This window comes from Winogradskyella sp. (assembly GCF_965656915.1).
Taxonomy (GTDB): Bacteria; Bacteroidota; Bacteroidia; order Flavobacteriales; family Flavobacteriaceae; genus Winogradskyella.
In genome coordinates this window covers 1-12,226 of record NZ_CBFHMI010000069.1, presented here as the reverse complement: position 1 = coordinate 12,226, position 12,226 = coordinate 1, and the positions used below count along the sequence as shown (strand labels likewise).

The 12,226-nt window shown below is 33.7% G+C and carries 14 protein-coding genes; 3 read left to right on the top strand and 11 right to left on the bottom strand.

Going from position 1 to position 12,226, the window contains the following annotated elements; translation table 11 throughout:
* Positions 1 to 29: 29 nt before the first annotated feature.
* The 7 genes from ACTG3Y_RS12245 to ACTG3Y_RS12215 form a co-directional block, all read right to left on the bottom strand.
* On the bottom strand, positions 30 to 1,193 hold the full coding sequence (locus ACTG3Y_RS12245) for a sigma-54-dependent transcriptional regulator (RefSeq protein WP_439153211.1): 1,164 nt from the start codon (positions 1,191 to 1,193) through the stop codon (positions 30 to 32).
* Between the two features lie 2 nt (positions 1,194 to 1,195).
* Entirely contained in the window at positions 1,196 to 2,086 is an 891-nt protein-coding gene (locus ACTG3Y_RS12240; RefSeq protein WP_439153210.1) for a DUF6268 family outer membrane beta-barrel protein, read from the bottom strand.
* Between the two features lie 9 nt (positions 2,087 to 2,095).
* Positions 2,096 to 2,920, bottom strand: a complete 825-nt coding sequence (locus tag ACTG3Y_RS12235; protein ID WP_439153209.1) for a mechanosensitive ion channel family protein — start codon at positions 2,918 to 2,920, stop codon at positions 2,096 to 2,098.
* Position 2,921: 1 nt separating this feature from the next.
* Positions 2,922 to 4,235 carry an ABC transporter permease gene (locus ACTG3Y_RS12230; RefSeq protein ID WP_439153208.1) on the bottom strand — a complete coding sequence of 438 codons (1,314 nt, stop codon included), beginning with the start codon at positions 4,233 to 4,235 and terminating at the stop codon, positions 2,922 to 2,924.
* Positions 4,236 to 4,238: 3 nt separating this feature from the next.
* Positions 4,239 to 5,165: an ABC transporter ATP-binding protein gene (locus ACTG3Y_RS12225; protein ID WP_439153207.1), complete on the bottom strand. Its 927-nt coding sequence runs from the start codon at positions 5,163 to 5,165 to the stop codon at positions 4,239 to 4,241.
* Between the two features lie 244 nt (positions 5,166 to 5,409).
* Positions 5,410 to 6,528 carry a molecular chaperone DnaJ gene (gene dnaJ / locus ACTG3Y_RS12220; RefSeq protein WP_439153206.1) on the bottom strand — a complete coding sequence of 373 codons (1,119 nt, stop codon included), beginning with the start codon at positions 6,526 to 6,528 and terminating at the stop codon, positions 5,410 to 5,412.
* 31 nt (positions 6,529 to 6,559) lie between these two features.
* Positions 6,560 to 7,114: a nucleotide exchange factor GrpE gene (locus tag ACTG3Y_RS12215; protein WP_439153205.1), complete on the bottom strand. Its 555-nt coding sequence runs from the start codon at positions 7,112 to 7,114 to the stop codon at positions 6,560 to 6,562.
* 155 nt (positions 7,115 to 7,269) lie between these two features.
* Here ACTG3Y_RS12215 and ACTG3Y_RS12210 point away from each other — a divergent pair, with 155 nt between their 5' ends.
* Positions 7,270 to 7,923, top strand: coding sequence for a YceI family protein (locus ACTG3Y_RS12210; RefSeq protein ID WP_439153204.1), 654 nt, complete (start codon positions 7,270 to 7,272; stop codon positions 7,921 to 7,923).
* Between the two features lie 167 nt (positions 7,924 to 8,090).
* On the opposite strand, the gene ACTG3Y_RS12205 is transcribed toward ACTG3Y_RS12210, so the two are convergent.
* Complete coding sequence (locus ACTG3Y_RS12205; protein ID WP_439153203.1) at positions 8,091 to 8,603, bottom strand: fasciclin domain-containing protein; 513 nt, start codon at positions 8,601 to 8,603, stop codon at positions 8,091 to 8,093.
* A gap of 129 nt (positions 8,604 to 8,732) precedes the next feature.
* Here ACTG3Y_RS12205 and ACTG3Y_RS12200 point away from each other — a divergent pair, with 129 nt between their 5' ends.
* Positions 8,733 to 9,287, top strand: coding sequence for an RNA polymerase sigma factor (locus tag ACTG3Y_RS12200; RefSeq protein ID WP_439153202.1), 555 nt, complete (start codon positions 8,733 to 8,735; stop codon positions 9,285 to 9,287).
* Positions 9,287 to 10,072, top strand: coding sequence for an anti-sigma factor (locus ACTG3Y_RS12195; RefSeq protein ID WP_439153201.1), 786 nt, complete (start codon positions 9,287 to 9,289; stop codon positions 10,070 to 10,072). Before ACTG3Y_RS12200 ends, ACTG3Y_RS12195 begins: the two co-directional genes overlap by 1 nt.
* 123 nt (positions 10,073 to 10,195) lie before the next feature.
* Here the strand turns inward: ACTG3Y_RS12195 and ACTG3Y_RS12190 are convergent, their stop codons facing one another.
* The 3 genes from ACTG3Y_RS12190 to ACTG3Y_RS12180 form a co-directional block, all read right to left on the bottom strand.
* Positions 10,196 to 11,104, bottom strand: a complete 909-nt coding sequence (locus ACTG3Y_RS12190) for a TIGR01777 family oxidoreductase (protein ID WP_439153200.1) — start codon at positions 11,102 to 11,104, stop codon at positions 10,196 to 10,198.
* A gap of 108 nt (positions 11,105 to 11,212) precedes the next feature.
* Positions 11,213 to 11,893, bottom strand: a complete 681-nt coding sequence (gene mnmD, locus ACTG3Y_RS12185) for a tRNA (5-methylaminomethyl-2-thiouridine)(34)-methyltransferase MnmD (RefSeq protein WP_439153199.1) — start codon at positions 11,891 to 11,893, stop codon at positions 11,213 to 11,215.
* Between the two features lie 3 nt (positions 11,894 to 11,896).
* On the bottom strand, positions 11,897 to 12,226 hold a 330-nt coding region (locus ACTG3Y_RS12180), incomplete at its 5' end, for a hypothetical protein (protein WP_439153198.1).

The following is a 12,226-nucleotide window of genomic DNA, read 5'->3' as shown; positions in this document are numbered from 1 at the left end:
CAATATTTACATTTTTCATATTCTAATTTTTATTTTGATGCGAACGATTTTACATCAGCTTCACTCACTTCCTTACCTCCTAAAATAATTAATCGTTCAACTACGTTGCGCAATTCTCTAATATTACCTGTCCAATCGTAATTTTGTAAGAGTTTTATCGCCTTTGCCGAAAAGGATTTCTTTGCTGTTCCCTGTTCCTGTGAAATTTTATTAGCAAAATAATCTACCAATAACGGAATATCTTCTCGTCTATCATTTAATGAAGGTACTTGAATGAGAATTACTGCCAATCTATGGTATAAATCTTCTCTAAACTTACCATCTTCAATTTCTTTTTTAAGATTTTTGTTCGTAGCTGCAACGACTCTAACATCAACCTTTATATCTTTATCACTTCCTACGCGCTGTATTCTACTTTCTTGCGGTGCGCGTAATACTTTTGCTTGTGCCGATAAACTCATATCACCAATTTCATCTAAGAAAATGGTTCCTTTATTTGCAGCTTCAAATTTACCTGCTCTGTCCTTGTTCGCAGAGGTAAATGCTCCTTTTACATAACCAAATAGCTCACTTTCAATAAGTTCTGACGGAATTGCAGCACAGTTAACCTCTATCATTGGTCCTTTAGAACGTTTACTTTTTTGGTGCAACCAATGCGCCACTAATTCTTTACCAGTACCATTTGGTCCTGTTATCAGCACTCTTGCATCAGTAGGCGCAACTTTATCTATCATGTCCTTAATACGAGCAATGGCTTTACTGTCGCCAATCATCTCGTAGTTTTTGCTTACCTTTTTCTTAAGTCTTTTATTCTCTACAACGAGTTCCTTTCTATCTAAAGCTATACGCACGGTATTTAAAAGACGGTTTAGATCTGGCGGTTTTGAGATATAATCAAACGCACCTAGGCGCATCGTATTTACTGCCGTGTCTAAATCTCCATGACCAGAAATCATAACCATAGGAGTTTCTGGTTTAATCTTTTTAACGGCTTCCAATACCTCAACACCATCCATTTTTGGCATTTTGATATCGCACAATACTAAATCGAAATCATCCTTTTTAATTTTCTCTATTCCCACAAGACCATCTTCTGCCTCTTCGACCTCATAGCTATCACTCTCTTCTGATAGAATTTTTACCAGAACTCGGCGGATAGCTGCTTCATCTTCTATTATTAATATTTTTGACATATTTATATTTTAAATTTTATTCCTGTTCTTAAATAAAATGCATTTAAGTCATTTAACTTAAAAATCTCGTCTCTGTCTCTATTTCGCAACACATTATTCAATCTAAACGTGTACCCAAGATAAGAATAAGCTACTAAATGTTTTGTAAAGTAAAATTCGTAACCAAGACCTCCAACTGCAACTGAAAGAGAAATATTGTCTACACTCTCACCATTTACAGAAGTTGGTTCTTGTAAATGAGCATAATAACCATCTAATACTACAAAAGTTTGTACCATGTTTCTCTCGTTAATAAAGTATTTTAAATTAGACTTAGGTACACCCGCATTAAATGACCAATTCTCGTTGACGCGTCTGTAATAACTAACAAAGGGTAGTGGAAAAGGGACACCTGCAGTTGTGTTATAAGTCAGTCCTAAGATTAAGCGATAAGGTTTTGGAATATCAGTTGCATCTGTCCTATCTTTAATCATGTAAGCACCACCATTGAGAAATAAATCATCCATGGTTAACGTCTTTGTAAGGGTAGATGCTATCCTGGGATTAATTTTAAATCCAAATCTCCATGTAGAATTAGATTTAAACGTATATGCAAAACTTAAGTCTATAACATGCAATCGCTTTAGAGGCTCTGTATTAAAGGGATAATTTTCTTCTAGATTGAGTAATATTCTATTGTATTCTGCACCAATAATTAGGTAATCCTTTTCCTTAACTTCTATAGGATAATTTATTAACGCTCTTAATCTTGTATACTGATCTTCTGATCTTGTGCTTGGTATAAATGAATATTCGAGTCGGGCTAAATCCGTTAACTGTGCTTCAACAAATTGAAAAGTGCATACTAAAACCAAAATGAGTATGGTATAACAATTTGAAAAGCGTAAAATCATATAGGTCGTTTATTTTTGAATAAGATGTACATCGCGCTGAGGAAATGGTATCTTAATATTATTTTCTCTAAATAATCGATCTATCTCAAACCTAATATCACTCTTTGGAAAGGTAGCTTTAAAACTATCATTTAATGTGAAAATTAATTTAAAATTCAAAGCACTATCACCAAAATTTGTAAATACTACGAGTGGTTCAGGATCTGCAATGACTTCCGAGTGTGAAGCAGCAGCTTGCAATAAGAGTTTCTTTACTAATTGCACATCGCTACCATATGCAACTCCGACTTCGACATTCTCACGGGTTAGAGTTCCGTTCTGTGTCCAGTTATATAATGAATTGGCAAGGTATAAGTGATTAGGAATAACTAACACCTTATTATCAATAGTTACAGCTCTTGTTGTTCTTAGTTTGATTTCTTCAACTCGACCAACCTTACCATCTAATTCTATAATATCTCCTACATGAACTGATTGATCTACAAGAATAAAAATACCTGAGATTATATCTTGGAAAAGTGTTTGAAGTGCCAAACCAACTCCAATTAATAGTGCTGCAGAAGCCGCAAAAATACCTGTGACATTAACTCCGATGGCATGAAGTGTAACTAGAAGAAAAATAAGATAAATTATCCATCTGCCATAGGAGAAAACAGTGTCAAACTTAGCTTTGTCTTCTTTTGGTAAATTTCGAGTAATTAGTCGTCTTATTATTTTTAAAACAATTGATGTTATAAGTATAACAAGGAGCACAAAAAGTATTCCTCTGACGCTTATTGAAACATCCTCCGAAAAATTAAAACTATAATTAAGTATATCTTTGATTTTGGCCATCTTAATACTTTAACCATTTAAACAATTCTTTATATGTAGGTTTTTTTCCATACATTAAAATACCTACTCTGTAAATTTTAGCAGCAAACCAAACTGCGAAAATAAAAGTACCTATTAACAAAATCAATGATAATCCTTGTTGCCATAATGGTACGCCAAACGGAATACGCATTAGCATTACAACTGGTGACGTAAACGGTATAAACGAGAATACTGTAGAAACTGTACCGTGAGGATCCTCAATGACTGTAAATACACCCACATATACAGCTAAAATTAAAGGCATTAAAATAGGGAGCATAAACTGTTGTGTATCGGTTTCATTATCTACTGCTGCACCAATTGCGGCATATAAAGAACTATATAATAAATAGCCGCCAATAAAAAATAACATAAATGCTATTACCAGATTTATCAATGGTAAATTTCTAATAGCTGTAAAACCATCTTCTATAGCATTTTGTAGACCACCAGACTCCATGGCTTGATTCATGATTTCTTGTTGTGGTGCTGAAGCTTGAGATAAGTCTATGCCAATTATTGCAGAAACAACAACCATCAATACACCTCCTAAAACTACCCAAATGGCAAATTGAGTAACTCCGGCTAGTGAGGTCCCAATAATTTTACCCATCATTAATTGAATAGGTTTTACCGAAGAAATAATAACTTCTATTATTCTACTGGTTTTTTCTTCTATAACACTTCGCATTATCATGTTTCCATAAATAATAATAAACATGAACAATAAATAACCAGCTATGCCGCCAAATGCGAGTTTTACAACGTTGTCTATTTTAGAACTTTTTTCACCTTCAAAACTTTCTTGAGCAATATCAATACTCGTTTTTGAAGCCTCAATCTGCTCTAAAGTCACACCATCTTTTTGAAGTTTCATTTCTCTAAGCCGCTTTTCAATTCGACGTTCTAATCCTGAAATAATCGTGAGTGAAGGTGTATCTTCCGAGTAGAATTTTATATTATTTGTAACATCATCCAAGTCTTGTGCACTTGTAATATACAACAGACCGTAATCTTCTTTTTCTTTAACTAATTCAATAGCATCTTTTAGACTTAGCCCATTTAGACTTGTATACGTTGTATTTTCTGTATTCTGAAAGACATCCTGTAAGTAACCGGTTTCATCTAAAATTGAAATTGTACGTTTTTTATCATTGTTTAATTGTGATAAATAAGCAACCAGAGCAATAAGAGCAATCATTATCAATGGACTTAAGAATGTCATTATAATGAACGATTTGTTTTTCACCTTAGTGAGATACTCTCTTTTTATTATAAGTGGTAAATGATTCATCCTTTAATTGTTTTTTACAGTTTGAATAAAAATATCACTAGCTGAAGGTATTACCTCTACAAAATGATGTACTTCTGCTTTAGCTGTTAAAAATGATAATAAGTCATTTGGAGACGTCTTATCATCAATCTTTACGTTCAATTTAATATCGTCATATAAATTTTTGAAGGTTGCTGGTAATACTTCAAAATTATTTTTAATTTCAGACATTACAGCTTCACTATTGTTTGATTGCAAACCAATTTCGAATGTATTGGTTTTAAATTCACGTTTAATATCATTTAATTTTCCATCTAACACCTTGTTGGATTTATGAATCAATGCTATATGGTCGCATAATTCCTCTACAGATTCCATGCGATGTGTTGAGAATATTACCGTAGCTCCTTCATCTCTTAGTTGAAGGATTTCGTCTTTAATCAAATTAGCGTTGATAGGATCGAAACCAGAAAATGGTTCATCAAATATGAGAAGTTTAGGCTTGTGCAATACCGTAACAACAAATTGAATTTTCTGCGCCTGTCCTTTACTTAATTCTTGAATTTTCTTATTCCACCAATCACCAATTTCTAACTTTTCAAACCAATATTTTAATCTGCTCTTTGCCTCAGATTTACTAAGGCCTTTTAATTGTGCTAAATACAAACACTGTTCACCAACCTTCATAGACTTGTATAGCCCACGTTCTTCTGGCAAGTATCCTATATCTTTAATATGTTCTGGCTTAAGTGGTTGACCATCTAAAAAAACATCACCTTCATCTGGCATTGTAATTTGATTAATGATACGAATAAGTGTTGTTTTACCTGCTCCATTAGGACCAAGCAAGCCAAATATACTGCCTTTGGGAACGGCAATAGATACTTCATTTAGTGCTCTAAATTTTCCGAAATTTTTTGATACGGAATTGGCAACTAATAAGTCGTTCATATGTAAATCAATTTTTTGGTTAGGCTAGAATGTAAATATATTAAATGTAATAGAGTTATTTGGCATAAATCCATGACTAATTAAACTCCGCTAACGCTAAGTATTTACAATTTGTTATAAAAAACAAAACCCACCCTTATGGTTAGATAAGGATGGGAAAAAATTGCTATGAAAAAGAAAAATTACCGCTAATTAGCATTAGCGATAATTCAAAGATAGTATTTTTTCTTAAACAGAAGGATATTTATGAGAACATATCTTTAACCTTTTCGAAAAAAGATTTATCTGAGCTCTCTGGTTTTGGCTCAAAATGTTCATCGTCTTTCATACTTTCAAAAAAATCTTTCTGCTTTTTACTTAAAGTCTTTGGTGTCCAAACGTTTACATGAACTAATAAGTCACCTTTACCATAACCGTTGATACTAGGGATTCCTTTTCCTCTTAATCTAAGTATTTTTCCAGATTGTACTCCTGGATCAACTTTAATTCTAACTTTACCAGTAACAGTATCAATTTCTTTAGAAGTACCTAATACTGCGTCTGGTAAGCTAACGTACATATCGTAATGTAAATTATCACCTTCACGTTTTAATGTAGGATGATCTTCTTCACTAATAGCTACTAATAAATCACCTGCAATACCATTACCTGGTGCATCGTTTCCTTTACCAGTTACTTTTAACTGCATTCCATCTACGACGCCAGCTGGTATTTTTACAGAAACTGTTTCTTCAGCAACTTTTAAGCCTTGAGCATCTGCATCAGATGGTTTTTTATCTATGGTCTGACCTGCACCTCCACAAGATTGGCACGGCGCAGAAGTCTGCATTCTTCCTAATATAGTGTTAGTAACTCTGGTTACCTGACCAGAACCTTTACAAGTAGAACATGTCTTGTACGTTGTACCAGGTGCTTGTATCTTGCGTTTAACTTTTATCTTTTTCTCAACTCCATTGGCCACTTCTTCTAGCGAGAGTTTTACTCTAATTCGCAAGTTACTTCCTTTAACAACACGCTGTCTTCCACCGCCGCCAAAACCGCTAAATCCAGATCCGCCGCCAAATGCTCCGCCAAAAATATCTCCAAACTGACTGAAGATATCATCCATATTCATGCCACCTCCTCCGAAGCCTCCTGAACCATCAAAGGCCTGATGACCAAACTGATCGTAGCGAGCTTTTTTATCGGCATTACTTAAAACTTCATATGCTTCTGCTGCCTTTTTAAACTTATCTTCTGCCTCTTTATCATCTGGATTTTTATCTGGATGATATTTTAGAGCCATCTTACGGTAAGCTTTTTTAATTTCAGAATCTGATGCGTTTTTGCTTATTCCTAATATATCGTAATAATCTTCTTTCATACTTAAACTCCGTTAGTACGGAAAACTTTTATTATTGTCCTATAACCACTTTTGGAAAACGAATGACCTTATCGCCTAATTTATAACCACGTTCTACGACGTCAATGATCTTTCCTTTTAAATCATCACTTGGAGCAGGTATTTGAGTTATTGCTTCATGGTCGTCTGCATTGAAATTATCGCCTTTCTTGATTTCAATTTTAGAAAGTCCTTTTTGTTCTAGCGTATTGATAAGTTTGTTGTAAATTAATAGCACGCCTTTTCTTAATTCTTCAGCTTCTTTATCTTCTTCTATATGCGTTAGCGCACGTTCAAAATCATCTAAAACAGGCAGCATAGCAATCATTACATCTTGGCTAGCCGTTTTAAATAATTCAATGCGTTCTCGCGTCGTTCGCTTTTTGTAATTTTCAAATTCTGCAAACAAACGCATAAATTTATCTTTTTCTGCAGCTAGCTGATCTTGCAATTGTTCTTCTGCAGATTTTTTATCTTTTTGCGCTTCAACTTCAGCTTCTGCTGTAGCCGTTGCATTATCCTCTATTTGAGGATCTTCTGCTTTTTTATTTTTATTCTTTTTACTCATTTTGAGTTTAAATTTTAAAATCTTCGATTTACAGATGGCAAAAGTACTGCCATTATTATAAAAATGTCAAAATGTCATTAACATTTTTTTAGTAATGTTTGCGCTAGCGAATGCTTAACTTTGCAAGCTTAAAACAAAAAATAAAAAACACTGACATGAAAACAACATTATTAAGAATTTTTGCAATTGTAGCTTTAGTTTCATTCTCTAGCTGTGCAGACAAAGCAAAAGAAGCAGAAACAAAGGAAGCAGAAGCAGCAGCTGTAGCAGAGGAAACAGCTGTGCGTTACAAGGCTGACACAAGTAAATCTATGATTGAATGGAAAGGGTTTAAACCTACAGGATCTCATAACGGAACATTTAGCATCGCTAAAGGAATGGTAAATGTTAATGACGGTACCATTGAAAGTGGCACATTCGCTATTGACATGAATAGTCTTAAAGTCACTGATATACCTGCGGAAGACGAGGGGAATGCAAAATTATCAGGTCATTTAAAAAGTCCAGACTTTTTTGACGTTGAAACATATCCTGCTGCAAAATTTGAAGTAACAGGTATTGAAACTGTAAATGGTAAAACTATGCTTTCTGGGAATTTAACGATGAAAGATGCAACTAATAATATCAGCATTCCTGTGAGTACAGAAATGAAAGATGATATGATGATGTTAACTAGCGAATCGTTTACAATTGACCGTTCTAAATGGAATATTAAGTATGGTTCAAAGTCTTTCTTTGATAACTTAGGAGATAAGTTTATTAACGATGACGTAGAATTAAAAGTAACCTTAGTCGCAACTAAAGCTTAAACAACTCAGAATTTATAGCATAGAAAAAGCACTTACAAGTTGTAAGTGCTTTTTCTTTTCATAGCAATTTTATCACTAAAATTGCATTGCTATTAATCAATCACCATCAACCAAAATATTGATTAATAGCTTGTAGTAATGCACTAACTATAAATACACTAAACTTACTATTCTGGCATCACTACAGTGTCAATTACGTGTATCACTCCATTGCTTCCTGCTACATCTGTCGCTGTGATCTCACTGTAATTTCCGGCTTGGTCTTTTAACCAAATTTTTCCGTCTTTTTGCATTACTGTTAATACAGTTCCATTTAATGCTTTTACTTCTACTTTTCCATTTCCTTTCTTTAACGCTGCTACAACATCGCTAGCCATTAATTTCCCAGGAATAACATGATAGGTTAATATATTTGTTAATGCTTTCTTATTTTCTGGTTTTAATAAGTCAGCTAATGCATTTTCATCTATTTTAGCAAAGGCATCATTTGTTGGAGCAAACACTGTAAATGGTCCATCTCCTTGTAAAGCCTCAACTAAATCTGCTGCTTTTAATGCGGCTACTAGAGTAGAAAAATTCTCATTACTAACTGCTGCATCTACAATTGTTTTTTGTGCTGTTGCTGTTTGAGATGCGGTTAAAGCAACAAATGTGGTTAAAATAAAAACTAACTTTTTCATAATTTTTTTAATTATTGGTTAAACTATTAATGCACTTAATTTCGTTATTGAAGTGCTTTCATTTATATTTACACAGCCTTTTTAGCTCTGGATGAGCAACACTCTATTTTTGGGAAATCTTTAACACTAATGCACAACGATAACGCTCTTATTGATCAATTAAAAAACAAAGACGAGCGTGCGCTATCTTTATTGTATGACAAATATTCTGGTGCCATTTATAGTGTGATTATAAAAATGATACGCGACGAAGGCAAAGCACAAAATTTATTACAAGATACTTTTATGACGGTTTGGAATAAAGCCGAAAACTACGATACCAATAAAGGACGATTTTATACCTGGATATATCGAATTGCAAGAAATAAAACGTTAAATGTAATCAGAAAAAACGACCCGCTCATCCAAACCGATGATTTTAGTGTATATACTAATAAAGAGGTAGCTATTAGTATAGATCCTAAGTATTTAGAACTCAATGGTGCGATAAAGAAATTAGAAGACCACCATAAGGAAGCTATCGAGCTCGTTTATTTTAAAGGATTAACGCACAGAGAAGCACACATAGAAATGGATGTGCCCTTAGGAACATTTAAATCTTACGTGCGGCAGGCCTTAAAACAAGTTAGAGAAACTTATTCTAAGACCTTAAGCCTCATATTACTAATACTAACTGCGCTGTGATGATGGATAAGAAGACGCTATTAGAAAACGGATTGCTAGAGCAATATTTGCTCGGAGAACTCAACGTCAATGAATGCGAACTAATTGAGCAATTGTTGGCATCTGATACTGAAATTAAAGCTCATTTTGACCAACTAGAACAAGATTTTGAAACTATAGGTTTAGAAAATGCGATTACACCACCAGCATTGGTAAAAACTCAACTTATTAAAAATATAACAGCACCTACTAATGAGACTAAAGTTGTTGACTTAAAAGCAAACAACAGCTCAAAAATCTATTTAGGTATCGCCGCAAGTATTGCTGCTTTGTTATTAGTAGGTAGTTTTTGGATGTACAATCAACTCAATGATGTAAAACAGCAATTACAAACGGTTGAAAGCGAAAAAATTGAATTGAATTCCACTATTGAAAACCTCAATAAACAGCTTAAGGACAAGACGACACTATATGCGGTAATAGCTCATCCTGAAACTGATAAATATATTTTGAATGGTAATGACTTATCCCCAAAAGCTAAGGTAATTGGTTATATAAATCATGATACTAAATCTGTAGTCATTAATACCGAACGTCTGCCAGACTTAGATAATGAGCACGACTACCAAATGTGGGCTGATGTAGAAGGTGAAATGATTAATATGGGAGTTATTTCAAAAAATCAAAATTTAATGGCAATGAACTATATTGATCATGCTGAATCTTTAAATATTACTATTGAACCTAGCGGTGGTAATAATCACCCAACAGTCGAAAAGTTAGTTACAAATGTTTACCTCAAATAGTTTATTGGAAACATTCAGGTAATAGTAATTGTTAGAAAGTAGATCAAATTCTCTCAATTTTATTAGTCTGCAAGGATGTTTAAGAAGTCACTACTTTTATAAACTTTATCTTAAAGGTCTAATCTAATCAAGCAGTAAGTCTTCTAGCGCAGGTCGTAAATTAACAAACTTAAAACTATACCCTTTATTTTCAATTTTCTGTGAGCTTACTCGTTGACTTTCAAAAAGCAAAATATGCATTTCTCCTAAAATCAATTTCATTGCAAACTTAGGTATGTTTGGTAATATTAATGGTCGCTGTAATATATTTGCAGCTAATTTTGTTAATTCTTTATTGCTAACAGGGTTTGGTGCGACGCCATTAAAAACACCTTCTAAATTGTACTTTAAAGCATAAAGAAAAATACCTGCTAAATCCTCTAAATGAATCCAGCTTTGCCATTGTTCTCCATTACCAAAAGCAGCTCCTGCACCAAACTTAATTGGCCTTACAATTTCTGGCAGTGCACCACCATCTTTGGCTAAAACAAGTCCTATTCTAATCTTTGCTACTTTACAGCCCAATGATTTAAACCCTTCTATAGCCGTCTCCCATTTTTCGACAACCTCTCCTAAAAAAGAATCAGATACCTCAGAAAAACCTTCTTCGTAATAATTAGTTAAACTTGTTGGATATACACCTATTGCGCTTGCAGAAACCACATAATCTATGGTATAATTATTGGCTTTAATAGTTTCTTGTAATAGTTGAGCGGTTTTTGTGCGACTTTCCAGAATTTCTCTTTTATAATCATCGGTCCATCGCTGAGAAATAGATGCTCCTACTAAATTAATAATTGCAGACACACCTTCAAAGCATGTGTGATCTATCTTATTAGTATTTGGATTCCAATAAAATCCTTTATAATTAGCTTCTGTACTTAATTTGGATTTAGAAGTTGTGAGGTAATGTACTTTGATGCCTTCGTTATGACATTGTTTAACAATCTCCTGCCCTATTAATCCTGTTGCTCCTGTAACTAAAACGGTCATTCTCTCTTTTTCGTAAAGATACAAAAGGTAAAAACCGCTGATTAGAACTTTAGTTTGGATTTAACGTTTGATAGCACTTAAATATAGCTCAATAAGTTTCAATATATGCTATGAGCTCTTTTTCTGAGCTCTCAACATTTCGCGTTTACCAGGTGGGCCAGGTAGTCTTTCTACTTCAAAACCAACAGCCTGCATAGCTCTTCTAACACTTCCCTTGGCCGAATAGGTAACTAACACACTATTGTTTTTAAGCGCATTAAACATAATCGCAAAGATATCCTCTGTCCAAAGTTCTGGTTGTACACGTGCACCGAAAGCATCAAAATAAATGATATCGAATTTGTTTTTAGTATCAATATCTTTAAAGAACTTCTGTTGCTTATTAAGTTTAAATCGTGATGAAATTTCATGAGTTTCTTCCCATGGAGTATTATGAATTTTATTGAATTCAGCTTGATGTTCTTCAGAAATTAATTCTACATAATTGAGTTGATTGATTTCATCTTCTTTTACTGGGTAAGCTTCTACACCAACATAGTTAATATTTTGCTTTAGCCTTTCGGATTCGAGTAAAGTTAAAAAGGCATTAAGACCTGTACCAAAGCCAATTTCTAAGATGTTAATGGAGCTAGATTCTGAAACAAGTGTAGAATAAAAAAGCAAACCATGATTTAAAAACACATGGTTTGCTTCGTTTATTGCACCATGAATGGAATGGTATTGCTCATTCCAATCTTCTATTTGAATAGTTTTAGAACCGTCTGATGTTGTAATTATTTTACGCTTCAAAACCTACTGAATCAATAATTTCTTGATTTTAGGAATTGGTCCTGTACATTCAGTTTTATGACATGCCAAACAATTATTAATCGTATTATTATAACGCGCCTTGAGTTCTATATTCGCTAAGGTATCAGCAACAGATTGTTGTGCTTCAATAAAAACGTTTACAAAACTATTCCATGTAGCGGTTCTTCCATGACCGTTACTCATTTCTGCAGAATGTAGTTTCATTATATCTAATGGCATTGACACTGGCGTTTCACCATTAATAATCTGTTGTTTTAGTTGTAGATTATAAGCATACATGGCATTCATGAGGTTCGCCATCTCAGAAGGTTT

What these genes read in the sequence shown, in the direction of transcription:
- ACTG3Y_RS12245 (WP_439153211.1), bottom strand. Translation starts at nt 1,193, where the DNA reads ATGTCAAAAATATTAATAATAGAAGATGAAGCAGCTATCCGCCGAGTT.
- ACTG3Y_RS12240 (WP_439153210.1), bottom strand. Translation starts at nt 2,086, where the DNA reads ATGATTTTACGCTTTTCAAATTGTTATACCATACTCATTTTGGTTTTA.
- ACTG3Y_RS12235 (WP_439153209.1), bottom strand. Translation starts at nt 2,920, where the DNA reads ATGGCCAAAATCAAAGATATACTTAATTATAGTTTTAATTTTTCGGAG.
- ACTG3Y_RS12230 (WP_439153208.1), bottom strand. Translation starts at nt 4,235, where the DNA reads ATGAATCATTTACCACTTATAATAAAAAGAGAGTATCTCACTAAGGTG.
- ACTG3Y_RS12225 (WP_439153207.1), bottom strand. Translation starts at nt 5,165, where the DNA reads ATGAACGACTTATTAGTTGCCAATTCCGTATCAAAAAATTTCGGAAAA.
- dnaJ (WP_439153206.1), bottom strand. Translation starts at nt 6,528, where the DNA reads ATGAAAGAAGATTATTACGATATATTAGGAATAAGCAAAAACGCATCA.
- ACTG3Y_RS12215 (WP_439153205.1), bottom strand. Translation starts at nt 7,114, where the DNA reads ATGAGTAAAAAGAATAAAAATAAAAAAGCAGAAGATCCTCAAATAGAG.
- ACTG3Y_RS12210 (WP_439153204.1), top strand. Translation starts at nt 7,270, where the DNA reads ATGAAAACAACATTATTAAGAATTTTTGCAATTGTAGCTTTAGTTTCA.
- ACTG3Y_RS12205 (WP_439153203.1), bottom strand. Translation starts at nt 8,603, where the DNA reads ATGAAAAAGTTAGTTTTTATTTTAACCACATTTGTTGCTTTAACCGCA.
- ACTG3Y_RS12200 (WP_439153202.1), top strand. Translation starts at nt 8,733, where the DNA reads ATGCACAACGATAACGCTCTTATTGATCAATTAAAAAACAAAGACGAG.
- ACTG3Y_RS12195 (WP_439153201.1), top strand. Translation starts at nt 9,287, where the DNA reads ATGATGGATAAGAAGACGCTATTAGAAAACGGATTGCTAGAGCAATAT.
- ACTG3Y_RS12190 (WP_439153200.1), bottom strand. Translation starts at nt 11,104, where the DNA reads ATGACCGTTTTAGTTACAGGAGCAACAGGATTAATAGGGCAGGAGATT.